A 25501-nucleotide genomic window follows, 5' to 3' on the forward strand; every position below is an offset into this window, starting at 1 on the left:
ATGGCGGAGGAGCCTTCCATTTCCAGAGCAGAAATCCCCTCCCCTGCCCCACAACCGGGGTCCCGCCTGTCGGGCCACCTGCAAGACCTCACCGATCGCGCTCGAAGCTACGTCGAGGCAGCCAGCTCGATCAACACTAGAAAAGCCTACGCATCCGACTGGAAGCACTTTTCTGCCTGGTGCCGTCGCTCCAGTCTTTCCCCCTCCCCCACATCCGGCGACCGTCGGCCTCTACATCACAGCCTGCGCCTCGGGATCCGTTGACCGCGGAGCAAAGGCAAATTCCGTTTCGACGATTGAGCGCCGCCTCTCGTCGATTTCGTGGAATTATGCGCAACGCGGCCTGAGCCTCGATCGCACGGACCGGCATATCGCCATTGTTATGGCCGGCATTCGAAACAGCCATGCCCGCCCGCCGGTCCAAAAGGAAGCGGTCATGGCGACCGACATCATCGCCATGCTAGAAACACTCGATCGCGGCACCCTGCGCGGCATGCGCGACCGAGCGATGCTGCTAATCGGCTATACTGGTGGACTTCGGCGGTCAGAGATCGTTGGCCTCGATCTGAAAGCCGACCAGACCGAGGACGGGCGCGGTTGGATCGAGATCCTCGACAAGGGCATGCTCCTCACCTTACGCGGCAAAACCGGATGGCGAGAGGTCGAGGTCGGCCGCGGCTCGGCCGATGCGACCTGCCCGGTCGCCGCTATCGAAACGTGGATCAAGTTCGCCAAGCTTGCGCACGGTCCCCTCTTCCGTCGGGTCACGGGACAGGGCAAAGCGGTTGGATCGGAGCGCTTGAACGACAAGGAAATCGCCCGCCTGGTCAAGCGCACCGCCATGGCTGCGGGTATTCGAGGCGATCTGCCCGAGATCGAGCGTCAGTTTAAATTCTCGGGCCACTCCCTGCGCGCCGGCCTCGCCTCGTCTGCCGAGGTCGACGAGCGATATGTCCAGAAGCAACTGGGGCACGCTTCCGCAGAGATGACCCGCAGATATCAGCGCCGGCGTGATCGCTTCCGCGTGAATTTGACCAAGGCTTCAGGGCTTTAGCTGGCCCCTCCCTCCTCCGCATGAAATCGTAAGCGGGGATTTTAGCGTCGGGCTTCTCGCTTAGCGCTTCAATTGAAATCGGGAGCTAAAAGCCACACACCTAGAATCCAACTTGTTCAGGTAGGCTGACAAAATGTCCTCGTTATAAAAAAGAGATTTGCTTGAACCGCGGACGGCTCTCGTCCCACAAACCTCGAGCGAAGGCAGTGACGGAGTGATCGCCGCGAGCACCTTCATCGAGCCGACCGCACGTGATGCCGATATTATCGTACAGCACGATGCCGACGTTAATTTCAGCCCCGCCATTTTCTCGCTCAAGAAACTGCATCGTTTCCAAACCGTTGCCGGAAAAAATGTCTCTGGTTCGAAAACTCACGCCTTTGACGTCATAGAACGCTTCAATCTCGCTCACGTGACCGTTCTCATAAGAGATGATTGGAAGCTCGACAGATCGATACTCCCGCAAAGAACCATCGTCCTCGTCATCCTCTGACTCAGGCTCCCCAATGAGGCCAGAAACCTGCTCGGGGGACATACCGAAACGTATCGGCCCCATGCCCTCAAATGGTATTATCTCCCAATCCATCGCTTATCCTTTCTTTTTGCCCGGTAGCAGCCCATGTTTTTCTAGGCACCTCTGATACGCAGAACGCTCGAGCATCGCTTCGTTATATCGGCGGGGTTCGTCGGCTTGGCGCGCGAGACGTCGCCTGTCATGATAATCCATGGCCGCGGCATCGCGATACTTGCCAGCATCAATAAGTCTTCATTATCGATAGTAGATTGACACAGGCCGAGAATCCATCGTGTCGGTCGTCCTGGATGAGCGGAAACGCCCGGTTTTCCGGCCTTTTGGAAAGGTTTCGGCGAGGTTCGGCGGAAACGTCATTGTTCTGCGGGCGGCCCTGGGTAGCCCTCCCTGCCGATCGAGCTAGGAATTGTCCATCCGCTTCATGCTCAAGCGAGCTTTCATTCCCCTCCCTCCTCTGACGTCCTTGTTTTCAGGCATTTCCGCCGTAAACGGACGCCAGAGCGCGTTTCATGCTGATTGTGGACCGATGCCCGTTCCAAGTCGCTTTTCGAGTCTGGCGGGGCTGTATCGAGGTCATAAAACACGCTGGCAACTGGTCATTTTCTCGCGCATTCCTTATCTGTACAAGCACCTCAAAAACGTGCAAGAAAAAACCATGGTAAAACGACAAGCTGCCAATCCTGCGCCATCCCCCAAACGTCTTATCGGCTACGCCCGGGTTTCGACCGACGATCAGGTCCATGATGCGCAGATGGACGAATTGCGCGCCGCCGGCTGCGAGCGGATTTTTCAAGAGCACGGATCAGGAGCATCACGGGCGCGACCGGTTCTGACGAGGCTGCTCGGCGAGCTCACCGCCGGTGACGTCCTTGTCGTTGTCCGGCTGGATCGCCTCGCACGTTCGGTCAGTCATCTGGTGCAGGTGATCGAAGACCTTAAGGAGCGCGGAGTCCATTTTCGGTCGATCCGAGATCCGATCGATACGTCCACACCACAAGGGATGTTCTCTCTCCAGGTCCTCGGGGCAGTCGCGCAACTGGAGCGGGCACTGATTGCCGAACGAACCAAGGCTGGTATCAAAGCGGCAAAGGCCCGCGGCAAATTGCCAGGCAACCCAGGACTTCGAGAGCGTCGGCCAGAAGCGATCAAAGCGGTATCGAAGGCAAGAGAGAAACTTTATCTCAACGACCTGATGTCGTCCGCTCAAAACTGGCTGCCGATAGTGCGGCAGCTGCGTCCCCAGCATAGCTGGGACAATGTCGTCAGAGTCCTTAATCGCCGAGGCCATGACTGGACGGTGGAAAGACTTCGCCGCGCCGTGCATCGCATGGTCCGCGAAAAGTTGGCAGATCCTCAGCTTCTGGCTCGCTCACCTCGCAGAGCCCCGGAAGATCACCTGATGAAGCTTGTTGCGGCAATTGCCATCGCGGATCCAGCCTTGTCTTTGCGCGACATTGCCGCTCAATTGGATCAGATGGGAGAGCGGCCGGCGCGCGGCGGGCGCAAATGGCAGCCTTCCTCTGTACGTCATCTATTAGATGAGGCACACCGATTTGGCCTTATCCGCGATTGAACGCTGACCAACTCAATGCATAAGAGATTTCAACCCTGCAATTCCGGAACTGCGATCCATAATTACAAGGATGATCGAGCGTAGAATTGAAGCAAACCGTTTGAATTTCGTCGAGAGATCCCTGCAGTTGCCCTTCTGGGTCCTCGCCAGGTCGGCAAAACGACGCGGCCATCGAGATCGGAAAAACCCGGCCGTCTATCTACCTTGATCTGGAATCTGAGGTAGATCGGGCCAAGCTATCGGAACCAGAACTATATCTCCAGAATCATAGCGACAAGCTGGTCATTCTGGATGAGGTACAACGTGTGCCGGATATATTCCAAATCCTGCGTGGCCTGATCGATCGCAACCGCAGGGCCGGACGCCGCGCCGGCCAATTCTTGCTGCTCGGCTCGGCTTCCATCGATCTTCTGAGGCAGTCCGGCGAGACGCTGGCCGGTCGTATTGCCTATCTCGAAATGCAGCCTGTCGATGGATTGGAAGTGTCGGCCGACGCACTCGAAACGCTTTGGCTGCGTGGCGGCTTTCCAGACAGCTTTCTGGCATCCAGCGACCGTACAAGCCTGCGCTGGAGACAGGATTTCATTCGAACCTATCTTGAACGGGATATTCCGCTCCTTGGGCCGCGCATTCCAGCTGAAACGTTGTGGCGTTATTGGACCATGCTGGCTCACCACCAGTCCGGGCTCCTCAACGCAGCCGAATTCGCACGTTCACTTGGGGTCGATGACAAAACGGTCGCATCCTATCTTGACCTCCTTGTCGATCTGCTTGTCCGCCGTCTTGAGCCTTGGCATGCTAATGTCGGCAAGCGCCTGATCAAATCACCCAAAGTCTATGTCAGGGATAGCGGAATTGCCCATGCGCTTCTTGGGCTCGGAAGCGCCGAGCAACTACTCGGACATCCCATCGTTGGCTCCAGTTGGCAAGGCTTCGTGATCGAGACGCTGATCGCCGCATCGCCTGACGGTACTGTTGCAAACTTCTATCGGACGGCGGCTGGCGCCGAGATTGATCTCCTGCTAACGCCGCCGGGCGACAGACCCTGGACAATAGAGATCAAACGGAGCCTATCGCCGGAGCTCGAGAAAGGGTTCTATCTCGCGTGCGAGGATCTGCAACCGCGAAAACGCATCGTTGTCTATCCCGGTCAAGAGAACTTTCCTCTTCCAAACGGCGTGACCGCGATGTCCCTGCCGGCCGCGGGCCGGCTCTTGCTCAATCCGTGACAGAATGGGCGAGAGCAGACGGCCGCTTCCCCAGCCTCTTCCACCTATGAACCCTTCATTGATAAGGTGGGCAGCGATTTGCTGGACGCGCCGGACTTCCGACGACTGCTGCACCTGGAATTACGTTTTGGATAAGCCAGGATGAGTATCCGCACTGACTGAGCGTCAAGCTTGCCGACGTCGGACGGATCCGCATCGGTTCACTGCAAAAAGACTTCGATATAAACCTGCGTCTCCAAGCCGCTGCTTCAGCAACCAATCCCAGAGCCTGGTGGCACTGAGGCAGCCGGTTCGATATCCGCTCCTCAACGCGGTCCGAACACTGCAAGTCGCCATCTGCCCGCAATAGCGCTAGCGATTGCGGGGCGAAGAGATTTACCGCCCCACCAATGTAAATCCCCCTTCCCTGCCCCGCCTAGAACTCTTGGTCGCAACGTAACGAAATGCTATCTCGGTCTGATGTCGAATTCTGTCTTATCAGCCAACCCCTTCGGCAGTGTTCGAACCGCGCTTCAACTGCTAAGATTGGCCTCCTACCTGCTGTGGCGCTTCTGGCCGCAACTTGGCGCGCTATGGCTGTTGGGCTTCATCGGTAATCTTGTCTTGAACGAGACCGCAGCATTTATCGGCCGCTGGAACTCCCTTGCCGGACCGTCCTTTCTCTCGGTCGTCGTCCTTTTGAAACTGGTCGTCATCGTCGCCCTCTTCGAGACCGTCCTCCGCGGCCTTCCCGCCCTCGACGCAGCCTCGTAAACAGCGGCCGACCTGCCGGACACCATCGACGAGACCGGGACGGCATCCGGTAATTTCGTCAGCGCGCTCGCCCTCACCCTCGTCCCCTTCTTTGCCTTCTACGCAGCCTGGGGTTTTCTTGGAGACACCGTGCGGGATTACTTGCGCCTGTCCCTCGACCTCTTTCTTGCCGGCGAAGGCACCAGCCTCCAAAAAGTTTCCAGGGCGCATGGCTGACCGTGCCGGTCTTATCGGCATGGGCAGTACGCCGTCTCTCGAAATTCATGCATAAACATTCGCGCGCATCGGTCTGACCGATCCTCATCGTGGTCTGCGAGGCCAACTGGGCATGCCTCGGTCTTTTCATACTCTCCGAATGGCAGGATGAGATCCGGACCTGGATCAGCCATCTGCCGGAAACGATCGGCGCGCTGCTCAGCCTCTTTTCACCGATAAGAGACGCAGACGCGAACCAATCCCTTCCACTGCCGCCGGAATTTTCCTCACCGCCACTCGCCACGCAACTCGTCAGCCTCCTCTTCTACGCGCTCTATCCCGTCGTCTGGCTGACGCTCGCGGCCCTTGTCTACGGCTATGACATCAACGGTGAAAGCGCGGTCGGCGAAGGGTGGCTCGCCCGCGCCGTCTCCCGCTGGCAGGCATTGCCGAAACCGCTCCGCGACTTCATCTCGCATTTCATTTCCGGCACGCTGAAACGCTATCGGGCGCTCGCCGAAGGCATCGGCCTTGCGCTGAACTTCGGCCTGATCCCGGTTCTCGTTGCCATTCTTGTCTATCGGTTGTTGGACTGGGTGCAGCCTGGACCTTGGTTTGGTCTCACGCAGCTTATAGGTCCCATGAACTGCCGCTCTGGCAGATCATGGCCCAGGTGATTTCACCCTTCTTAGGCACGCCGAGCGATCCGGGCGAGGGGCTGCTGGTCACCCCGATCAAGATCTGTCTTCTGGCTACAACGCTCGAGACCGGTTTCTCGCAGGGGGTGGCGGCGTCGCGCGGGTTCGCCTCAATCCTGACCGAGAGAGAATCCGATTGCTTTCGGCCGCAGGGTCGCGACGCTCAACCTCGCAGAAGGGGTGCCGACGGCCGTGGTCGAGCGACACGCGGATCTCATCCTTCAACTGCGGGTCATACTGCTCGGAGATCACCAGCTCCATGTTTCGCGTCTCGTCCTCGGGAAGCTCGAAGACGAATATGGCCGTCGTCGGCAGACCGGGCTGTACGAACTTCATGGAGAGGAGATTGGACACTCCGTCGGGTCGCCGCGATTGACGATACAATCGACCGGAGGCCCCGACCAGGGTCGCAGCGCAGAATCGGCATTGTCTGCTGGAAGGACTGAAACTCCGCCGAGATGACCACCCAGAGCCCGGAGCTTTGTAGTTCGGCAGACCGCCCGAATGCGTTATAGGCGATCGTTCTGGCGCCGACCACGCGATACACCTTCACACTGAATATGGTTCCCGAGACCGTCTCGACCTGGCGTCCCGTCGTGCGGATCGGCCCGGTCAGCGTTGCATAGGAAGGCGTCGTTGCCTTAAGGGCCGCAAGGATTACCTCCATGATGAGCGTCGCAAGGATCATCAAAGCCGGCCGGGTCATCAGCTGTCCTCGGACGCAACCATCTTGAGCGGCAAGGCGACTTCAGCAATGGTGCCTGAAGGAAACCATCCGGGTGCGGCATAGAGATTGTCTCGCGGTTTGAAAATTGCGCCGTCCAGACGCAGCCGAAGAGTGTCGGGAAGGGCGAGTGAACCCGGAACCTCCCAGACGGCCGTCACGCGTTCGGGCATCCTTGGTTGGAGATCCCAGAGAATGCTGCTGTCACGGTCCAGGTAATATTACGGTCTTGGTGCATCGGACACGTCGGCGAGCTCGATCAGGTCGCCATAGAGATTTGAACTCTCCGCCGAGAAGTTTTCGAGCATCATGTCAACCGCGATGGCCTTGGTCCCCGGCGAGGTACGTCCGCCGTTCGGCAATTCCGCTGCGATGGCGGCCGCCGTGATGGAAACCTTCCAGCAGCCTGCCTCGATCGGGATTGCCGCCTCGAGTTGAGGTACGATGCCTGACTGTCTCTGCTCGTAGAGGGAATACCCGAGCAAGAGCGACTCAGCGACAAGCCCGCCCATGTCGGCGAGCAGTCTGGTGAGCCAGGCCTTGCCTGCCTTGCGCATCATTGCGCGTGTTGATGCGCAGTTTTCGTCATGTCCGTAGGACAGCAGCTGCTCGATCTTTTTCGAGCAGCTGGTCCGTATTTTGCCATCAATCTCGCAATGGTGTCCGCGCCCTTGAGAAATCACCGACCGAACTACCTCTCTGAGTTTACAAGGCCACGGCTTACCGCCAAGCGGTGAGGGGAGGGTACTCATTGACAGCGGGCCAGGCTCGGGCATGGATGGGTTCACAGCACGGCCATACCTTGGCTAGATATAGGCCAGGTCGCGACTACGGATTGATACGAGATGTCACAGCCATCTTTTCGCGCACTTTGGTGGGGATATTACGAGATGCCATGATCCTTATAGTCTCGACATGATCGACACTCCGAAAAAGACGGTGCGGCGAACGAGCGCGGGGAGTGTCTGTGCCGTGTCCAAATCCCATTATCGCGTTTTTGTCAGCTGACAAAAACGCCGATTTATCATGTATTTTCAATAGGATAGAACAACACGCACTCGCTTTTATTCATGGGAGGTGACGTTTCGATCAAGCATGTCGCGCCAAGTCCGCCTCCTGGTTCCTTGTCAGCGCCATTAACATTCGGCCAAGTGAGAATTCGCCTCGTGACGCTTTCACCGTCAGATCTCGCAGATAACCGCCGGCCGAGTTGATGTGCGCAGACCGTTCGAGAATGCAGGCAATTGTTGCCGCAGCTCCTTCAGGTCCAAGCGCCTCGCAGGCGCTCTCGTAGGCGGAAGGACTGACACCGAGCATTGAGCGAACAACGACCGCCGCCGACATGAGCTCGCGCCAACTCTCGATTCTACCGCTCGGGCCATAATCTGCGATTGCCGGGCAGGCTCGCAGCACCAGTCCCAGGGGGAACATCTTCAGCGGCTCCCCTGACGTCTGTTAACTGAACTCGAGTTTTCGTCCTGCTCTTTTCGAGAGCGAGGTTCAAGTTCATTGATGGTTTCGGGTTTTGAATTCTGTATGTGGCGCTCAATATGAGCATCATTGGTGCTAAGAGATTGTGTTTCCTCATGCAGATTCAATAGATTGATGACTTCTTCCCTTAACAGCTCCATCTCGTCGAGAATTCCGGTAAGCTCCGTCAAGGACGGGCATCGTGGTGTCCTTCGTATGATGTCGAGATAGATGTCCTCGACCTGCTGCCAGTCACCCGAAGCACCTTCTTCGATCGCAGCAGAAATGAGCTTGCGAACATCTCGACGGCTAATCGTCAGGTTTTCCCGTGCGCGTCGAAACTTCGTCCGCTCGGCGGCAACCTTTTGGGCAAGAAGAGCAAGCTCCTCGCATCGTTCGAGAAGGGAGAGATGTCGAAGCCGAATGCCTGCTCGATATCACCCGCCCTATCCTTGCGAGCGTAACGCTTGCCGTTGGCACTGTCCTTGCGGACGATCAAGCCTGCGTCAACAAGCAGAGCCAAGTGACGACGCAAGGTCGCCCCTGCTATTCCATGCGCCCGCAAGGCAAGCTGCACATTGGAGGGAAGACGACGAGATTTGCTTCCGAGCGAAGCTCGTTCTCCGGATAAAAGGTCAAGAGCGCATCAAGAACCGCCAGGCTCCGGTCCTGCAGCTTCAACATCTCGCGTGCCTCAGAAGCATCTCGAAAGACCTTCCACTTGTCGGCTGTCTTGCCTGGCCTGATGTCAGCGGCAGCCATCTGCCGTTTTACCAGGGCAAGTGTCATCGGCCGCCGCCCGAAGGGCGTCGTCACATGTCCTGAATGCATTTTCCTCTACCTTTCGATCGGCAAAAGAAATCCGCTCACCAAAACGGTGCCAAAGACTCTTGACTGGGATTCGGGGAAATGCGATTCTCTAGCTGCTTACACCGAGAAGGGCTTCCACGACGGCAACGTTTGGGGGCCTTTTTCTTTTGCGTTATGTTCCTTCGGTTTTCGTGGACGTCAGAAATTCCGAGTGCAGTCGCTCAAGATTTTCGGTGATGTAACGGCCGAACCGAGCAGCATCGTTCGATTTCAGAGCGATCGAATAGCTTTTGCCGGATCCCTTGGATTCTGCGCGAACGGATTCGTCCCGGGCAGTCCATGAGGAAATTGGCCCAAGGCCATCGATCTTTTTGACCGGCTTGGCCGAGATGTTAAGGCCGCGAAAGATCGCGGCAAATCGCTCATCGGACGTCAATCTCGAGAAGGTTTCTGCCAAGGTAAGCTCCCGGATGCGGTCCGCACCATCTCGCTTCCCAGCGAGGAGGGAAAGTTCGATCCAACGCTCGCGACCGATGCCAGGGGCCGGCCCGATTGCGGTGATCAGGTCCTGTGGAATACGTTCGGTTACCGACATCATCTTTGAAACCGATGCCGCGTTGGCCGCAAGCGCGGTTGAGATGACGTCCCGATCATAGCCAAGCTGTTCAAGCTGGCGGGCAAAGAGGGCTCGCTCGATGAAGGTCAGGTTTGCGCGAGCGGAATTTTCCTGGCCCTGGGCAATCACATGGGAACGATCATCGATTGGTCGTACCACGGCGCGAACTGTTCTGCCCAGCTCGCGTGCGACCCTGAGGCGGCGGTGGCCGAACACAACCCGGTAGCGACCCTCTTGGCTTTCATGGGGGCGTACTAGGATCGGGCTATCCTGTCCTCGCTCACGGATCGCTGCGAGCAATTCCTCAAACTCGGCTCCATCCTGTTCAAGGCGGTCCTTGACGAAGGACTGATCGACCTGCGCAGGATCCAGTTCCACGACGGTCTGGCCTTCGAGAAACTTGTCCGCTTGTTTAGCGAGATCATCGAGCGAGCGAACGAGAGACTTCCCGGCTCCACGCATTGGATAGTGTGTCGAGGAACCCGGCTCATCCGGCAGATCCGCTAGTCCTTCAAGAAGATTTTTACGTGCCATACTTCTGCTCCGACGGGCATCTAGCCCCTTGGATTCGTGTTAGGAAAGCCGACATTTGTCAGCCGACAATCATCGTCCCCAGGATTGTCGAATAAGGTCTGCGATCTCGGCATTCACCGCGTCGAGAGATTCTATCGCCCGATCGTATGTGCCGCGGTTCATAGACGCCCGGTCGACTTCATAAAGCGTCTGCTTGGTGATCCCCGCATCCGAGACCGCGGTCGACTTGACCATTTGGTTCTTCAACATGAATTCGTTGAACATCGTGGCCATGAACCCGACCATCTGTGACTGCGGCACGTCGGTCGGCTCATATCGGGTGATGAGATAGCGGTACCATTCAAGATTGACCTCAGCGCCCGCTGCCCTGATAGGCTTAGAATCCCGCCGAGCATCAAAAGGAATTGTCCCATCGACATCACATCAAGCATTTGCGGATGGATGGTGATCAGCACGCTGGTCGCGGCCGTCAAAGCCGTCAGGGTCAGGTATCCGAGCTGGGGCGGGCAGTCGATAACGACCACGTCATATTTGTCATCCACCTCGGCTAGTGCGCGCGCGATGCGCGTGAAGAACGTCTTTCCTTCATTCGAGCGCTTGTCGGCCATCGCGAGCGGGGTGTCGTACTCATACTCCTGCAGGTCAAGATTTGCCGGGATGATATCAAGGCCGGGAAAATTTGTCGTCTGTATAACGTCCGTGATCGACTTTCGATCGTCGTCATACCGGATCGCCTCGTAGATTGAAGGGACCTGATCGAGCTCAGGCTGAAATCCATGCAGCGACGACAGCGATGCCTGCGGATCGAGATCCACCGCCAGCACCCGGTGGCCAGTCAGTGCCAGATACTGCGCAAGATGGGCTGCTGTCGTGGTCTTGCCCGATCCGCCCTTAAAGTTGACCACAGCCAGGACTTGGAGCTTCTCGCCAGCTCGCCGGCGGGGAACATAAATGCGACTGTCCGAGCGGCCGTGGACATCGAGATAGTCGCGCAATTCGAGCATCTGCTCGGCAGTATAAGATCGACGTCCTGTCGGAGACGTCTGGGGGAGGGGCCTTTGCCTTCCAAATGAAGCTTCTTTAGAGTGCTCTGCGAGACGCCGACATAACTCGCGACTTCGGCAAGGTTGAAGCTGCGTAGGGTCTTGCGCGCGTTCGGAGGAAAGCGCTGAACGCTCAGTAGGTGCAGCTTCTTCGAAATCAGATCGCCCTGCTCAAGGATCTGGTCTTCGAAATGCATCGATGTTCTTGGCGAAGGCATCGATTTAGCGTTCATGGTTTCAATTCTCTCGGATAACGGTTTTCGGACGGATATTGCCGAATAATCGTCATTATGTCCGATTCCCCGGCGCCAGCAAGAAAAATAGAGTTTGCTGGACGCTGAAGAAATGGCCAGCGGACATTCGGAGCGAATGCGAGAAAACAGATTCATTAATTATTTCCAAATGGATAGGATCGCCAGATGATGTTCCAGGCCAAGTGGCTCTTTCTTCGTTCTCCCGGTGCTTTTGCGTAAAAAACGCGGCCGATTACAGTGGCGGCACGCCAATCGCGATGATTGTCTGCCGCGACTCACTGCGACTCACATCACGTCCTGCCGTTCTCCTGGGCTGTCCTCGGTCCCTACGATTGCTCTTATTTCGGGCCGAAACCGAGGCGACGCGCATGTGCTCGCCGCCGCGTTGAAGATCCAAGCCAATTTTGATCGTGACGGAAAACCTCAATGATTTTCCGTCACGATCCTCGAGCCCCTCAATCGTGAAGCAAAGTCCGCCGATGCCTTCATCGCCGACACCTTCGCCTTTGAGACGGGGAGGGCGGTGCAAGCGATACAGCGGATGCGGCTGAGGTTCAAAAAGCCAGAGCTGTCCCCCGATCAGCTGCTCCTTGAAATGGAGGCGCGTGGCCTGACCGAAACCGTGGACGTGCTCAGACCCTACGTGCTGTCGATCTGATCGTCGGTTTCGGCTAGGGTAGCGCCAAGTCTTAATCCTTTTCTGCTGGACTGACAGCATGACCAAGCGCCCGAGAAAGCCATTGTTGGCGGATGATCATGCGCCGCTGAAATCCCGTCCGATCCGCAAGCGCGACCCGGACCAGCCAAAACTCGCCTTCGATCCAATGCCAGATCGGATCGAGCCCTGCCTCGCTCTCTTGAAAAGCAAACCGCCAACAGGCGACGACTGGCGATACGAAATCAAATGGGACGGCTATCGCCTGGCGATCCACATCGAGCCTGGCCGCGTCCGCCTGATCACCCGCGGCGGGCACGACTGGACGCATCGCTTTTTGCGATTGCGGCGGCGGCCAAAGCCCTTGGACCGGCGACCATGATCCTGGATGGTGAGGCTGTCGTCCTCGACGAGGCTGGCCGTTCCGACTTTGGCCTGCTGCAGCGCTCGCTCGGCGCCAGCGGCAAGGCCGCGGGGAGGGGCGTATCGCATGAGGCGGTCTTCTACGCCTTCGACCTTCTTTATCTCGACGGCCATGATCTGACTGGCACCGAATATCGTGTCCGCCGACATCTGTTGAACGACGTCCTTCCACAAAGCGAAGGCGCCGTCCGGATCTCGGAGGAGATCGACACAGATCCCGAGGCACTTTTCACACATGCATGCGAGCTCGGTGTCGAAGGCATCATCGCAAAACACGCTGACCGACCCTATCGATCCGGCCGCACGGGTGACTGGCTGAAGATCAAGTGCAGCCGGAGCGAGGCGTTTGTCATCGTCGGGTACGAACCTTCTATCGCGGTGCCCGGCTCAATCGCCAGCTTGGCTCTGGCTGCCTATCGTGGCCATCAGATCGTCTATGTTGGCAATGTCGGCACCGGCTTAAAACATGACGAGGCGCGGGGCCTGCGCAAGACGTTGGACAAGCTGAAAGTCAAAAAGCCTGCCGTCAACGTTTCTGGCGCGGACATCGTGTTCACCAGCCCCACGCTTATCGCTGAGATCGAGTTTCGCGCATGGACGTTGGACGGAAAACTCCGTCATCCTTCCTATAAGGGACTGCGCGATCGGCAGGACAATGCTGATATATTCAGGCTGGATGGCTAGACCGTTCTCCGGCGCCGGCATGATCGCTTGCCAGCCAGAGGGAGCGCCCTATCGTCTTCGAGAAAAAGGAGAACGATATGACGCCTGAAGAGACGGTCGCACGCCATCAGGAAACGATGTCGAGATTGCTCCAAGATGCCGCACGGCTGAAAGAGAGCGGGTTCTGGACGGAGACGTTCAGCAACGAGCAACTGATCGCAGCACTGGAACTGACCGCCGAGATGTATGTCAGTTTAACGCGAGAGCTGACGAAACCGACAGCCTGAAGGCCGGGTCACCCGCCACTGGTAGACTTTCTGCCAACCTACCTCAGCTCAGCATGTCAGCGATCTCTGCTGCCTCCAGTCGCGCGGCACCGTGCCGAGGAAAGCCACGGTAGCTGATCGGCTGATGCTGGGCGCAGTACCAGAAGGTGACCGTGCGGTTCTCTTCGAACCCATAGCATCCCCACTTCTTGCAACCCTGGTGCTGACAGTAATGTTCGTCGAGGATGTAGGCTTCGGGCTGGGCTGTACGGCTTTCATCGCTCATGGGGAACCTCGATCAATATGTTGGCGGTCAGCAGACACGGAAACGATGCCTCGCATCCATCCGTGCCACTTCGGTCGCAGCCGATCGTTAAAATCCGGCGCAGCTCGACGAATGCGATTGCGGCTCCGAACTTCTTCACCAGAGCCCTGCGGTCATAGACACCATGCCGGTCGCAGCGCTTGCAGGACATGTCGATTGTTTCGGCGCGGTAGTCACGCAGGACAGGCAGCGTCATGGCAGTGGCAGCTCATATCCGTGGACCATGGGCGCGTCGCGATATCCCCTGGTGCCGTTGCGCACCTTCATGAGCTCGCAGACACCGACGAGCGGAAAGCCGGCTGCGTGCTGCCGGTCGAAGAACAGAGCGATGGCATCATCGCGGCTTGGCGCCGTACTCCAGTCGCCGAAGATGGCGCCAGGCAATTTCGGCGTGTCGCTGCCTCCGCTCTTCCACACTGCACGAAAGCCGCCGTCGACATTCCTGTAGGCGAGCTCGACCCATGACGACGTCTGCCATTCCTTGCCGTTTTCCGATCCAACGACGTTGGCGGTGAAGTAGCGAACATCAGCACCGCTTACGGCAGCAACGAGCTCGCGGCTCGGCTCATCGGTCGGCAGAAGTTCTGCCCAGCGATAGGCGGGGCGTACGCCGTCTTCGGTTGCCATGAACTTCACTGCAGATTGAGCGGCAACTGAATGCCTTTGGGGATATTGGGCTTGCGCAACGAGGCAATCTGCACCCGCTCGTAGGTTTCCTTGCGCTGGCGTTCCTGCTTCTCGCGAAGCGCGCGGGACGCGGCAACAAGGGCCAGTGCTCTGGCGACGACTTCATCGGCACGATTCATCTGCACCTCCATCATTGTTCGCTTTTTGTTCTCATTTTCCGGCGCCCAAGTCAAGATGCTTGACGGATGCTCAGGGAGCGGAGGGCGGTCGATAAGGTCGGTCTGGAGGAACCGAATAGTGTCAGTGTGCGCCTCGACGATCAGGTAGCAGGCGCCGCTAGATGTTACCCCGATGAATGGCAACTCTGGGATCGGCGAGCTTCAGCTTGATGGAGGCCCAAGCCTGCTCGACCTCAGGCGTCAGAAATGTTCTTCGATTGCGATCAGTTTCATGCGTACCTCAAAACGATAACAGGAGGGGCAACGCCGAGGGACACGATGCGTTTATGTGGTCCTCGGGGTCCGGCACCGGACTGCAGCCCAAGCGCTGGTAGCCATGTCATGTGGCAGGATGTTTGGCTGTGGCTTGCCGGGTGTCCAAACCCATTGCGCCATGCGGCATCCAGAGTCTAGATCCCGAACAGGCAAAACGGAGACGAAGTGTTGAACAGCGAACGCGCCAAGATGGACGCCGGCGAATGGTATTGCTGCATGGACCCGGAGCTCGATGTGCTGCGCATGCAGGCGCGACGTGCAGTGCATGCCCACAATGTCATGCCACCTGATGAGCGTGGAAAAATGGCTGTCGAGCTTCGCGCACTGTTCGCCAATGCCGGCGACGCCTTCATCGAAGCACCGTTTCATTGCGCCTATGGCATCAATATCAGCCTCGGGCAGGGCCTCTATCTTAACGCTGGCTGCGTAATCCTCGACAGCGCACCGGTCTCGATCGGCAATGGAACGATGCTCGGGCCTGCCGTCCAGATCTACTGCCCCGAACACCATCGAGACACGGCACTGCGCAAGGCAGGTCTCGAGATTGCCCGACCGGTCACCATCGGAGAAGATGTCTGGATTGGTGGCGGAGCGATCATTCGTGGCGGCGTCACCATCGGGGACGGAGCGATCGTCGGCGCGGGTGCTGTCGTTACCGGCGATGTGGCGCCAGGCACAACGGTCGTCGGCAATCCGGCGCGTCCAATCAGCCGCTGTCTGGTCGTATCGGCAATAGAAGCAGCGGAAGGCACCCCGGCTTCAAACGAATTGCCTTCCGCGGATCGAAAGCTTCCTTGGCAGAGCTTCGACGAATGCAGAAAGCCACAGGTCGCGGAATAAGGAAAGGCTGATGACGTTTCAGAGCAGCCCTTCCGATACGAGAAAGCGCCATTGTTGTGATCGGGCAACTTCGACGACAGTGCTGCCCGATTTGCGCGTGAGGATCAATGCACGAATTTTCGCGGTGTCGTGACGACCGAAGGAAGAGCCGACAGGCGAACGACGAGCTACCTCCCGCGCATCGTTCGCCTTCGGCTGCGGTCGTTCCAAGAGAGCCCGAGAAACAATCGCGCAGCGGACAATCGACTGCCCGCTACGATTCAGCAATCCCAATGTTCAGATTGTACGGTAACGCACGAAGATCAGGGTAGAAGTCACCGCAACCACCCCACAAGCAGGGGTGACCTCCACACACATCCGAGACGCGGCGGTGAGCCGGATGCTTTCCGTGAGAGAGTTGGGACAGTCAGGACCCCTCCCAATCTGCCTCGTGCCCGCGTCTGTCGCTTACGCCGGCTTGACCAGTATGGCGCGCAGATGTGGAAGCACAATAATTAGCTATCGTGAATGCACGTTCACATGGCCCATATCGGATAGGATGCATTTCGTGCTCGGATGCACGCTGGAGGAAGCATGAGAACAGCCAGCCAGCTCTGGCCTGGCCGCTCTCACCTTCAAACGACAGCATGGTGCCGCGTGCGATGGTTCGCGGACCGCCGGATAGCCAATTGACGTCGGCGCCGCAAGAGCCTCTTTTTCGGACGCGCTCTATAAGCGATGCCGGGTTGGGCTCGCAGCCTATCAAGCCGGCGGAAGGAGCGTCGTCTCCAGTGATGTCGCGGCAGGTTGTCCAGCGGAAGCGTCCAGCGATCTGACGGGACCATCCATCGTCGCAACTAAGGAGTTGATGCTCAAGGTCGAAATATCTCAACGTTGCGCCTCGCCGCAAGACACCACTGCTATAACATGTAACCCGCAGGTAGTGGGGTTAGGGAACCATCATTGGCCCGCTCAGTTAGCCAACCGTAGGGTGCAATAAGGAAACATCCCATGATAAAAATGCTCGCGGTAGCCGCATTGACGATTGGAATGGCAACATCCGCTTTTGCACAAGGCGCTGGTAGCAGCTCTGGTGGATCGGGTTCGGGAGGCACAGGTTCGGGATCGGATAGCGGTTCATCGAGCGGCGGCAATTCGGGCGGCTCTGGCACTTCAGGCTCAGGCAGCGGAAGCAGCGGTTCCGGGAGTCCGGATCGTCAGGGCAGGGTAGCGGCGATGGCGGAAACGGAAGCGCTCCTTGCGGGCAATCTGGCACAGCCGGAACGACCTCCACAGGCTCGTCGTCCAATAACGCTGCCACCGGCGGCGCAAACTGCTGATCGCGCGAGAAATTCGAAGGTCGGTTCATTCATTTGAACCGACTTTCTCCATCTTAGCGGTCGTGCACGTTTCGTGATGACGGCAAAGAGATCAGTGGACACCATGTGGTTGTGTAGATCGCTCTGCCTCGTCTTGTGCTTCCCGAGGCGTCGCACAAAAGCCGCGCATAGTGCTGATATACGTGTACCAGTACCAGAGCGTTCGGTTCCTTTCATAGACCAGCGAGACAGCAGCAATCGCATCGTCATCGCGCCATAGTGTGAGAACATCCCGGAGGTCGGGTCACCATATCATCGGAAACCGCTGGTCATTGTCAGGGGGTGTTTTCAGCTTTGCAACGATATCGGCAAGGGTCGCCAGGGTTTGTTTAAGTGAGCGCATGTAAGCGAGGACAGCTTTCGCGTCCGCATGGAGCTTCGCATCAACCAGAGCTAATGCGGTGGCATTATCGTTCATCGCCTGCATTCCGGTTGCTTGTATCATGTCCGCTGACAGAACCGCTGACGGTGATCCGGCGGTATGAGAGCAAAGGCGGCGGGCCTCCCGTGCAGCCGATCATGTAATGAAAGACACTCGCTGGCGATCGACAGTCCGCTTGAAAATCCCCTCCTTTCAGGGATACAGAGGGGATCAAAGGTTGCGAAGGTTGAGCGAAGATCATTGAGCTCGCGGTTATTGAGCCACACATTTAAGCAAATGTCGATGTACGCCTTGTGGCGTAGTTTCATTCTGCAAGATGCCGCATATTCTCCGACCAATGGAGAATCGCATGGGCACCGAGAAACGCCGCGCCATCTTTGAAGCCGTGGTCGCGAAACACGCAAAACTAGGCGACAAGTTCGAGGACGATCCGGGCTTCGTCGCGTCGGTCGAGGAATGGATTGCCGGGGAGATCGATATCGACGAACTGCGAGCACGCTATCGGCTTTTGCACCAAATGCGGCGGAACGCGAAGGCTCTCCAAAGGCGTTGACGCTACGGCGAACACGCAGCCAACGCCAGCGCCGTGATGACAATAATACAGCTAATCCCTCGCCGATTGGAATAGTATTAGGCAAAGGTTAAGGTAGGCCGCCATGCGCGTATTTATTGCGGGATGACCGTCGATACCCTTGCTGATAACGGTTTATTTGTTGGATCGTGGACAACGATTGACTGCAAACCGCACAAGGCCCCGTGGATTAGGCATCAATCGGGTTGTACGCTTTCGATATCGGTGACGAGGTTCTTTACATCGGATCGGCGAAAGTCCTTCACCGTCGCTTACGCAACTACTAGCGCCGAGCCTTCCGAGATTTGAACAGAGCGCCCCGTGCCGCCCATTCATCGATCGCCAGCGGGGTTGCCGGTGGCTTGAGGTTAAGGTGTTCGCCAAAGTGCCAGGAGCAGACCGTGCCGCGCTGCTCCAAGCTGAGACCGCCCTAATCCAGCAGTTCCATCCGGTTCGGAACCGCACCTACATTTTCAAGGATTAGCCACCGCACGAGGCATCCGATGAAGAGCGACCTAGCCGGAGGGGAGTCCGACTAGGTCTTGGCGGGGAGGGCACTGATCCAAGGGGAGTTGGGAGGAGGTTGGATCAGCACTGGCTAAATTCGCACTTGCGAGAAAAGTTCCGCAGCGCAAAAGACGTATAGAAAAGCCTTGGCCCTGTGGGAGCGAAAGGGCCTTGGGCTTACAGAGATGCGAGCGTTGCGTCTCGCCTTTATCGAACCGTGGGAACAGTCCTCTGTTCCGCACGCATCCTGACGTGACGAAGCCTCGATACTTGCCGATATCGGTGAACGGCCACCAATTATAAGTTTTGTCGGGCTGATCCACTTGAGCGCGAAGAATTCTACAGGATGGGTTCGCATACGTTGGCTCTGGACTTCCACAATCTCTCGCCACATCGACCGGCTTGGATAAGGCACCAGCCGGGCCTCTACGGTTTTGTCGTCGGTGACAGCGTGAGGTATCTTGGTTTCGCGGCTTTCCTGGACCGGCGATTACGCCGCTACAGCCTCTTTGGACTTGACGAAGATGTCTGGCGAGACGCGCGACGTTCACCGCGAGATTGCGGTCTGCGTCGAGCAAGGGATTGAGGTCGCTGTCCTGGCGAAAGTTCTGCCGAACTCTTCCGGAGAAGCTTGAAAAGCGAGGGTGCAGGGGATGTAACGAACCTGCCTCCCTCGAGGTCACAAAGCCGGGTTCTTTTTTAATCGGATACTAGAAATAATCGATGATCGACGATATCGCGCGAACATCCACGGAATGTAACGTGGATATCCACCGAACATACATCAATGACTAGCTGGTTCTGTGGACGTTCTGCGACCTTGAGTTCCATCAGCAAGCGCATTGCAGACAGGGTTACACTCCCTGATCAGTCTGTTTTCAATCACTGCCTGAACTTGCTTCCAAAGTAAAAATATAACAGGAACATAACCCGATTTGATGGAGGCTCGCTATGTCCGCCGTTCGACTCGATATTTTGCCCGATATCGACCAAACCCAAGCTGTGTTGGATGCTTTTGGAGGTAACGCCCTGGCGGCGCTTCAATCGGTCATCGCAGACGCGGAATTCCTGTGCGACCACCTGGAATGGCGTCGGGGATGCTCAGCCTTGGCATTGTCAGGGTAGGAAACCAAAGTTTCAACGCGATAAGTGATGGACGTTACAACCGCCATAATCAAAAGGCTTCGTGAGATCGGTGCAGAACCGGGCAAGCACATCGTGAATTACGAGATTGGGGCGGCTTGATAGAGGCAGGCTTCGATCAACATCAAATAGTCAAGGCCTTATTCGGCTCAGTCGGACGGCTTATTGAGTTGATGCCAGCTAATGCGCTCAGACTTCTTGTAATGTAGCGAAACGAAACATTCTGTCCCGCTGTTACTCTCACAGGTAAGGGAGTAACACGATGACAGAGCATATTAATACTCAGGACATCGACGGCAAAAGCCTCAAATCAGTAATAAGCATCCGGGATTTCTGTCTGGCCCACAGGCTGACAAGCGATGAGCAAATCCGCCTGATCCGTCTGCTCGGCACCTATGCGACAAAGCAAGAGATGTCGGTGAACGTCCAGATGAAGAGCAAAATCCGCTACTAATGGGTGAAGCGAGCGAGCAGGTCTTCGTCCTCCATCTCCGTGGAAACCGCCAGGATCTCCGCCGCCAGATTGCTGCCATCGATCCCAGTAGGGTCTATGTCCCTCATTTCACATATCAGCTTGTGAACTTCGTCTAGCCGTTCAAGCTGCTCAGCAGAGTAGTGCGCTTTGCTGTTCATCCGGACCTCCTTCGAGACGTGATAACAGCAAGGTAGGCGCATTGATCGAAGGAACAAATGCTTGTGGGAAGTCGGTACGTTAACGTACAAACGAAAAACGGCCCCTGCCGCATGGGCCCACGGCAGGAGCCTTTGACATCGCGCTGAACCGTGTGGAGAGACCATTCAGCAGCAATCCAACCGTCAGATATCGAAAATGTTTCCCAGTTCCATGTTTGAGGTCGAGCTGTCTGCGATTGGTCTACACTATCCTTGGAGGAGTCGTGCTGCTCACCCGCTTCGCCGCGCCGCCAGCAACCCGGCCTCTAGGTAGGCGAGAGCCGTGAGTACCAATAAGACCACCTGTGGGCGCAGCCCTGGCTCCTTGCGGATGCAACATCATAATGCTCTGCAAATACCCTCTATCCCCCTCAGAAGGAATCCCGTCATGAGCTCCACGCTTTCTTCTGCCGCGTTCTCGAAAAATCCAGGCGCCTGCTTGGATGCGGCCCTTCGCGAGCCGGTGGTCATCACGAAGCGCGGCCGGCCGCATCTGGTGCTGATCGCTTATGAGGAGTATCTGCGGCTGATCGGACGCGACCGGCGTGTCGACCTGACGGCTGCGCTCGGCGACGAGGAACTTGCCGCGATCGACGAGGCGGAAATAGACGGCACGCTCGCTCATCTCGATACCGAGCTGCTGATTGAAAAATATCCGGCCGACCAGAGTTAAGGTTCGCCGCCTCTTTTGGCCTCCATGTCGTGGCAACCGCCGGCGGCAGGACCACGTTGCGCCCTCAATCTTATTGTAAAAGGCGGGCAGGTCGTTCATCGAGACTTCGTCAGAGACGCCAACTGGGCGCAGCGTTCAAGAAGCTTTGGTTGGCCGCAAGCATTGAACGACATTCCTACAGGTACTCTTAACACCATAAGGTTCACTATGACGAAACTAGCTGGCGACGCAGGCGCATATATCGAGGCCGTATTAGAGAATAGTAAAACCGGCCTCACTTTGATTTCATTTGGTGCTGGATGGTGTGAAGGGAACGCGCGCATATTTCTGAATGACTCGGAATATGCAAATCTCGAAAAGGTTCTCTTAGCGCGGAAAGAACGAGATTTTGCCAGCGAGTTGGGCAACCTCGAAGTGAGTGTCCGAGCTGGCGGTACGGGTAAAATAAGGGTCTCCATCCATTTGATACCCCGGATGGACGAAGACGATACAATCAGGTTTTCCTTTATTGCTGTCGTCTAGGTCAAGCCAATCGGACAAAGATAGAATATCGCGCGCAGTGCCATCCGCGCCGAGGCCCCACCTGTTTCAACGAGCATTAGAGAAGTCGAGCCGCCCGACCACTCCTGCGAGTGGCATCGTTGTAATAGCCCGACGCCTGCTGCACAGACCTATGCCGTGACTGTTCCATCGCCTCTGGCAGTGGAATGCCGCGATTGGCAGCCTCGGTCAGATACCCCGATCGCAACCCATGCGCCGAAAACTCCTCGGGCTCCAGCCTCGCGATCTGCAACACGAGTTGAGAAAGAGCCTCAACGACGGCCTCATTCCGCTGGTCGGGCCGAGTTCAACTTGCTAAGCGTAAGGATGTCGAGAATGGACTATTTCTATCTTCTGCCTCTACTGGCGGCCGGTGATGTTGCCATCGAGTTCAGCGCAACGCGCGGCGGCCCTTCCGAGGAAGACTATTTCGATTTCTTCTATCATAAATCTGGCGAAATTCCTGCAGATGTAACTTTGGAATTCTCCATCCGCGGTTCGGACCCGGCGGTTCTGGACACCGCCGATGTGCTGCCTTGCTCAGCCGGATTTCTCATCTCACGGCGCATGCTGGAAGCAATATCACACCTTATTTCAAGCGAGATCGAAAGTCGCGGCGCCGCAGTCAGGATCGGGCAACAGCGAAACGATCAGTTCGTCGTCTTCAGAACACGAAAAGATCTGCCGGTACTTCAGGCCGACCCCGAGAAGTTCCAGACCTGGATCAATGCGCTTGTCCGAACTGACCTGGCCGACAGCTTCAATGTAGCGACCGACATGGCAACGAAGGAATTCATCTTCTCTCAACGCGTCATCGATATTGCCGAGAAAACTGAGCTTGGGTGCTCATGGAAAAAAATTCGAAATGCCCGATAGGCTCGGTCATGAGGGAAGCAGCCGCCATTGGATTGGGCCGTGCAGAAAACATCCTAAGGGAAGAGCAGTATTTCGCAGAAAAGTGATCTTTTTCGATGGTTGAGAAGCGTCGCAAGGATAAGCGTTTCTAACAGTTTGACGCTGTGTGTTTCAGCGACGACATTAACATCCTAGCGGATCATTTCGCCCTCTGGATAAACTAGCGTTCGGGCTAAATTCACAGAATCTTGTGGCGCGGCGATGAGTTTTTATCGTGAAGGTAAAGTGACCTCTCGGAGCTGGCGGCTATGAGCTACGTGTTGCTCTATGAACCGACGACCGGGTACATTCCCCACCTGCACATCCTTCGATGGCCATTGGTGGCTTCGACGCTATAGCAATCTCGCGGCACGGCCGCTGCGGCGTGTTGCATTATTGTGATAGCTCGACACCTGCTGCACTGATCGATGGCGCGACTGCTCCATCGCCTCGGGCAGCGGAATGCCGCGAGTGGCGGCCTCGGTCAGATACCCGGATCGCAGCCCATGCGCCGAAAATTCCTCCGGATCCAACCCGGCTAGCGCCGCCCGCTGCTTGACGATATCGTTGACCGACTTTGGATCGAGCACTCGCTTGGGCACATTGCCCCAGCGGTCAACCGTTCGAAACACGGAGCCTTTGTCGATCCGGGCGGCGTCGATCCAGGCATTAAGCGCCTCGACCGGCCGGCCGGTGAGATAGACGACCTCGTCATGATCGGCACCGGATGTTCTGGTCCGTCCGAGATGAATGGCCAACGAGGGAGGGGAAGGACCATCTTCGACGGCGATCGGCGGTTCGACGGTCAACTGCTCCCGGCGCAGTCCGGCGATCTCGCTGCGCCGGCGGCCACCCGAGGCGAATGCCACCATCAGGATCGCCCGGTCGCGATTATCGCGCAGGCTTCCGCTCGCACAGGTAGCCAGCATTTTTGCCAGGACATCGCCGGTGACCGCCTTGGCGCTCTTGCGCTTTCTCGGCCGCGGCGTAGCGCGGACAGCGAGGCGACCCGCCGACTTGAGGGCAGGGGAGGCGAAGGCAGCGGTCAGCCCGCGCCATTTCGTCAGAGTAGACCATGTGGCCAATCGCCGGCGCACCGTATCGGGTGCATGCGGCCCGACCGCTTTTAGAAACCCCTGGCTGCGGAGGTTCTGGTCGACCTCTGCCGGCATCCCATGCTACGGATCGGTTTCACGTTATGCCGGATCCACAGATGATGCGCGACGAATTTTAATAGCAGCGTCTCGGGTGCCGGCCAGGGCAGTGATTTCTTCGTAGCCGCCAACGACCAGGCCTGCAGGTAAGCAAGATCGGAGGTGAGGGCGCGAAGCGTGTTTACGCCCATGCCTTCATTGACCAGATGGCGCAGTGTTTCGACATCCTGATCGGTCAACAGCTCCGCGAGCTCGTTACGGCGCTCCATCGGCAAGACGGCAGCGATCGTATCGAGTTCGTGGGCGCGGCGATCGACGGCATTCATTTCGGCAGTCCGTGTTCGTCGTAAAAATCGTGGTGATTGGAGCTGGCGCCGGGCGGTACGGTAGCTCGCCCTTCATCCATGAGCATTCGAAGTTCATCCGCCGGGCTCACGGTCTTCGAAATCGCGGTCAGCTCCGCGACCGGCTTTCCTGAACGGCAGATCAGCACCTCATCACCGCGGAGCGCGAGCTCGATCAATTCTTCGAACCGCGCGGCGGCTTCATCGACATCAACGAAAATACGCATTCCCTTCCCCTAAACCACGCTGACGCATATGCCGAAAACATCGTGCCGTTGCAAAACTCCCGTAATTTCCGTATATTCCGTAGAAAGGAGTTTTGACATGACCTCCACAGTCACGGCTGCCGCCGTTTCCAAAAACTTTGGCGCCTACCAGGATGCCGCCGTCCGCGATCCAGTGATTATTACCAAGAACGGCCGGCCGCGCACGGTGCTGATCGCCTACGAAGATTATCTGCGGCTGACAAAGCGCGACCGGCGCGTCGAGCTGACCAGCGCGCTCGGCGACGACGATCTCGCGGCGATCGAGGCTTCGAAGCTGGACGGGTCGCTCGATCATCTCAATGCCGAAATGCTGACGGGCAAGCATGCTGCCGACTGAGCCAAAAGTTGGCTGGGTGTTTCGTTACGCGTATCTCTGGCACTGGCAGTTCGTCGAAGGACGCGAGGAGGGCGACAAGGATCGCCCGGCGCTGGTGCTGGCGATCGTCGCGCATCTCGACGACGGCACGCCGGCCGTGCGGGTCTTGCCGATCACCCATAGCCCGCCCAACAATCCGAACGAGGCGATCGAAATCCCGCCGGCGACCAAGCGCCGCCTGGGGCTCGACGATGAGCGCTCGTGGATCGTGCTGACGGAAAGCAACCGGTTTGTCTGGCCGGGCCCGGACATGCGGCCGGTCGACAGCGACAACGGCTATTTTGGGCCTTTGCCACCGGCACTGTTTGCCGAGGTCAAGCGACGGTTCGTTGAGCTGGCTAAAGCTCAGCGGCACCGGCCGACACCACGCAGCGAATGATTGTTTCGGCATCATCCTTCGATCTCCGGATGGCGGCCTGAGCGGCGCCAACATCGTGCGTCGGGTCGACTCTCTATGATTTGCGGCCAAAAACAATAACTTCCGATAAGCGATACTGATCGAAATGGTGACGCGGTGCAATTGGAAGGATCGGCTGGCGCGGGATTGGTCATTGCTTCGACGCGACTCGGCAAGACCTTAAAACCCTGACAGCTGTCAGGGTTTCGTACATCCATGCCTCAGATATGGCGATTGCTTGTCCGGATTTTCAGCGCTTTAGCGTCCGAGACCTTCCAAAGCTGGGATAGCTTCCATTTTCAATCCCGCAAATGTAGCAGCAGGGGTAACGCGGGAGCTCATCTCGACGACTGGGTATATCGTTGCGACGATCGCATTTCTCCGATCAGTTCCAGCTGCGGTGTTCTTCCGGATGCGCAAGAGTGATCATGCGCCGCTGAGATAAT

Annotated in this window: 24 protein-coding genes and 8 pseudogenes; 15 read left to right on the plus strand and 17 right to left on the minus strand. The window is 57.3% G+C overall.

Annotation, left to right across the window (positions count from 1 at the left end; genetic code table 11):
- A pseudogene (locus tag N7E02_RS07010) lies at positions 1–1054 on the plus strand (tyrosine-type recombinase/integrase).
- A gap of 142 nt (positions 1055–1196) precedes the next feature.
- Here the strand turns inward: N7E02_RS07010 and N7E02_RS07015 are convergent.
- On the minus strand, positions 1197–1640 hold the full coding sequence (locus tag N7E02_RS07015; protein WP_286578611.1) for a hypothetical protein: 444 nt from the start codon (positions 1638–1640) through the stop codon (positions 1197–1199).
- A gap of 601 nt (positions 1641–2241) precedes the next feature.
- On the opposite strand from N7E02_RS07015, the gene N7E02_RS07020 reads away from it, so the two are divergent.
- Both N7E02_RS07020 and N7E02_RS07025 read left to right on the plus strand, forming a co-directional pair.
- Positions 2242–3159 (plus strand): recombinase family protein, encoded by a 918-nt coding sequence (locus tag N7E02_RS07020; RefSeq protein WP_286579103.1) that lies wholly within the window; start codon positions 2242–2244, stop codon positions 3157–3159.
- A gap of 70 nt (positions 3160–3229) precedes the next feature.
- Positions 3230–4388, plus strand: a pseudogene (locus N7E02_RS07025) (ATP-binding protein).
- A 570-nt stretch (positions 4389–4958) separates the two neighbouring features.
- Here N7E02_RS07025 and N7E02_RS07030 read toward each other — a convergent pair.
- The gene (locus N7E02_RS07030; protein ID WP_286578612.1) at positions 4959–5333 is read right to left on the minus strand and encodes a hypothetical protein; all 375 of its coding nucleotides are present in this window, start codon (positions 5331–5333) and stop codon (positions 4959–4961) included.
- 113 nt (positions 5334–5446) lie between these two features.
- Here N7E02_RS07030 and N7E02_RS07035 point away from each other — a divergent pair, with 113 nt between their 5' ends.
- Positions 5447–6013 carry a hypothetical protein gene (locus N7E02_RS07035; RefSeq protein ID WP_286578613.1) on the plus strand — a complete coding sequence of 189 codons (567 nt, stop codon included), beginning with the start codon at positions 5447–5449 and terminating at the stop codon, positions 6011–6013.
- A 75-nt stretch (positions 6014–6088) separates the two neighbouring features.
- On the opposite strand, the gene N7E02_RS07040 is transcribed toward N7E02_RS07035, so the two are convergent.
- The 6 genes and pseudogenes from N7E02_RS07040 to repA form a co-directional block, all read right to left on the minus strand.
- Positions 6089–6388 (minus strand): hypothetical protein, encoded by a 300-nt coding sequence (locus N7E02_RS07040; RefSeq protein WP_286578614.1) that lies wholly within the window; start codon positions 6386–6388, stop codon positions 6089–6091.
- Between the two features lie 351 nt (positions 6389–6739).
- The gene (locus tag N7E02_RS07045) at positions 6740–6919 is read right to left on the minus strand and encodes a hypothetical protein (protein ID WP_286578615.1); all 180 of its coding nucleotides are present in this window, start codon (positions 6917–6919) and stop codon (positions 6740–6742) included.
- A 60-nt stretch (positions 6920–6979) separates the two neighbouring features.
- Positions 6980–7318, minus strand: coding sequence for a hypothetical protein (locus tag N7E02_RS07050; protein ID WP_286578616.1), 339 nt, complete (start codon positions 7316–7318; stop codon positions 6980–6982).
- A gap of 529 nt (positions 7319–7847) precedes the next feature.
- Positions 7848–9059 (minus strand): annotated as a pseudogene (gene repC / locus N7E02_RS07055) (plasmid replication protein RepC).
- Positions 9060–9210: 151 nt separating this feature from the next.
- Positions 9211–10188: a plasmid partitioning protein RepB gene (gene repB / locus N7E02_RS07060; RefSeq protein WP_286578617.1), complete on the minus strand. Its 978-nt coding sequence runs from the start codon at positions 10186–10188 to the stop codon at positions 9211–9213.
- A gap of 69 nt (positions 10189–10257) precedes the next feature.
- Positions 10258–11464: pseudogene (gene repA / locus N7E02_RS07065) on the minus strand (plasmid partitioning protein RepA).
- Between the two features lie 544 nt (positions 11465–12008).
- Here repA and N7E02_RS30290 point away from each other — a divergent pair.
- The 3 genes and pseudogenes from N7E02_RS30290 (at position 12009) to N7E02_RS07080 (ending at position 13513) form a co-directional block, all read left to right on the plus strand.
- The gene (locus N7E02_RS30290; RefSeq protein WP_510185298.1) at positions 12009–12143 is read left to right on the plus strand and encodes a VapC50 family PIN domain-containing toxin; all 135 of its coding nucleotides are present in this window, start codon (positions 12009–12011) and stop codon (positions 12141–12143) included.
- A gap of 58 nt (positions 12144–12201) precedes the next feature.
- A pseudogene (gene ligD, locus N7E02_RS07075) lies at positions 12202–13247 on the plus strand (non-homologous end-joining DNA ligase).
- A gap of 77 nt (positions 13248–13324) precedes the next feature.
- Positions 13325–13513, plus strand: coding sequence for a hypothetical protein (locus tag N7E02_RS07080; RefSeq protein WP_286578619.1), 189 nt, complete (start codon positions 13325–13327; stop codon positions 13511–13513).
- 43 nt (positions 13514–13556) lie between these two features.
- Here the strand turns inward: N7E02_RS07080 and N7E02_RS07085 are convergent, their stop codons facing one another.
- The 4 genes from N7E02_RS07085 to N7E02_RS07100 are packed head-to-tail and all read right to left on the minus strand — an operon-like array spanning position 13557 to position 14623.
- Positions 13557–13778: an EsV-1-7 cysteine-rich motif-containing protein gene (locus N7E02_RS07085; RefSeq protein WP_286578620.1), complete on the minus strand. Its 222-nt coding sequence runs from the start codon at positions 13776–13778 to the stop codon at positions 13557–13559.
- The gene (locus N7E02_RS07090; RefSeq protein WP_286578621.1) at positions 13768–14013 is read right to left on the minus strand and encodes a hypothetical protein; all 246 of its coding nucleotides are present in this window, start codon (positions 14011–14013) and stop codon (positions 13768–13770) included. The genes N7E02_RS07085 and N7E02_RS07090 overlap by 11 nt, the downstream gene beginning before the upstream one ends.
- Positions 14010–14444, minus strand: coding sequence for a hypothetical protein (locus N7E02_RS07095; protein WP_286578622.1), 435 nt, complete (start codon positions 14442–14444; stop codon positions 14010–14012). The genes N7E02_RS07090 and N7E02_RS07095 overlap by 4 nt, the downstream gene beginning before the upstream one ends.
- A 5-nt stretch (positions 14445–14449) precedes the next feature.
- Complete coding sequence (locus N7E02_RS07100) at positions 14450–14623, minus strand: hypothetical protein (protein WP_286578623.1); 174 nt, start codon at positions 14621–14623, stop codon at positions 14450–14452.
- 504 nt (positions 14624–15127) lie between these two features.
- On the opposite strand from N7E02_RS07100, the pseudogene N7E02_RS07105 reads away from it, so the two are divergent.
- Positions 15128–15652, plus strand: a pseudogene (locus N7E02_RS07105) (sugar O-acetyltransferase); the annotation flags it as partial.
- Between the two features lie 1728 nt (positions 15653–17380).
- On the opposite strand, the gene N7E02_RS07110 reads toward N7E02_RS07105, so the two are convergent.
- The gene (locus N7E02_RS07110) at positions 17381–17554 is read right to left on the minus strand and encodes a hypothetical protein (RefSeq protein ID WP_286578624.1); all 174 of its coding nucleotides are present in this window, start codon (positions 17552–17554) and stop codon (positions 17381–17383) included.
- Between the two features lie 313 nt (positions 17555–17867).
- Here N7E02_RS07110 and N7E02_RS07115 point away from each other — a divergent pair, with 313 nt between their 5' ends.
- Together N7E02_RS07115 and N7E02_RS07120 are read left to right on the plus strand one after the other, a co-directional pair.
- The gene (locus N7E02_RS07115) at positions 17868–18071 is read left to right on the plus strand and encodes a hypothetical protein (protein WP_286578625.1); all 204 of its coding nucleotides are present in this window, start codon (positions 17868–17870) and stop codon (positions 18069–18071) included.
- 1930 nt (positions 18072–20001) lie between these two features.
- The gene (locus N7E02_RS07120; protein WP_286578626.1) at positions 20002–20193 is read left to right on the plus strand and encodes a hypothetical protein; all 192 of its coding nucleotides are present in this window, start codon (positions 20002–20004) and stop codon (positions 20191–20193) included.
- On the opposite strand, the gene N7E02_RS07125 is transcribed toward N7E02_RS07120, so the two are convergent.
- Positions 20190–20372, minus strand: a complete 183-nt coding sequence (locus N7E02_RS07125) for a hypothetical protein (RefSeq protein ID WP_286578627.1) — start codon at positions 20370–20372, stop codon at positions 20190–20192. The genes N7E02_RS07120 and N7E02_RS07125 overlap by 4 nt on opposite strands.
- Before the next feature lie 427 nt (positions 20373–20799).
- Between N7E02_RS07125 and N7E02_RS07130 the strand changes: the two genes are divergently transcribed.
- Together N7E02_RS07130 and N7E02_RS07135 are read left to right on the plus strand one after the other, a co-directional pair.
- Positions 20800–21084, plus strand: a complete 285-nt coding sequence (locus N7E02_RS07130; RefSeq protein WP_286578628.1) for a type II toxin-antitoxin system Phd/YefM family antitoxin — start codon at positions 20800–20802, stop codon at positions 21082–21084.
- A 24-nt stretch (positions 21085–21108) separates the two neighbouring features.
- The gene (locus tag N7E02_RS07135) at positions 21109–21606 is read left to right on the plus strand and encodes a hypothetical protein (protein ID WP_286578629.1); all 498 of its coding nucleotides are present in this window, start codon (positions 21109–21111) and stop codon (positions 21604–21606) included.
- A gap of 76 nt (positions 21607–21682) precedes the next feature.
- Here N7E02_RS07135 and N7E02_RS07140 read toward each other — a convergent pair.
- Positions 21683–21868: pseudogene (locus N7E02_RS07140) on the minus strand (integrase); the annotation flags it as partial.
- A gap of 92 nt (positions 21869–21960) precedes the next feature.
- Here N7E02_RS07140 and N7E02_RS07145 point away from each other — a divergent pair.
- Positions 21961–22500 (plus strand): hypothetical protein, encoded by a 540-nt coding sequence (locus N7E02_RS07145; RefSeq protein ID WP_286578630.1) that lies wholly within the window; start codon positions 21961–21963, stop codon positions 22498–22500.
- 371 nt (positions 22501–22871) lie between these two features.
- On the opposite strand, the pseudogene N7E02_RS07150 reads toward N7E02_RS07145, so the two are convergent.
- A pseudogene (locus N7E02_RS07150) lies at positions 22872–23998 on the minus strand (site-specific integrase).
- Positions 23995–24243 (minus strand): type II toxin-antitoxin system Phd/YefM family antitoxin, encoded by a 249-nt coding sequence (locus N7E02_RS07155; protein WP_286578631.1) that lies wholly within the window; start codon positions 24241–24243, stop codon positions 23995–23997. Before N7E02_RS07155 ends, N7E02_RS07150 begins: the two are co-directional and overlap by 4 nt.
- A 97-nt stretch (positions 24244–24340) precedes the next feature.
- Between N7E02_RS07155 and N7E02_RS07160 the strand changes: the two genes are divergently transcribed.
- Both N7E02_RS07160 and N7E02_RS07165 read left to right on the plus strand, forming a co-directional pair.
- Complete coding sequence (locus N7E02_RS07160) at positions 24341–24619, plus strand: type II toxin-antitoxin system Phd/YefM family antitoxin (RefSeq protein WP_286578632.1); 279 nt, start codon at positions 24341–24343, stop codon at positions 24617–24619.
- A complete protein-coding gene (locus N7E02_RS07165) occupies positions 24606–25037 on the plus strand; it encodes a plasmid maintenance toxin (PemK-like) (RefSeq protein ID WP_286578633.1) in 432 nt (143 codons plus the stop codon). Before N7E02_RS07160 ends, N7E02_RS07165 begins: the two co-directional genes overlap by 14 nt.
- Positions 25038–25501 lie beyond the last annotated feature (464 nt).

This window comes from Terrirhizobium terrae, from assembly GCF_030323265.1.
Classification (GTDB): domain Bacteria; phylum Pseudomonadota; class Alphaproteobacteria; order Rhizobiales; family Rhizobiaceae; genus Neorhizobium.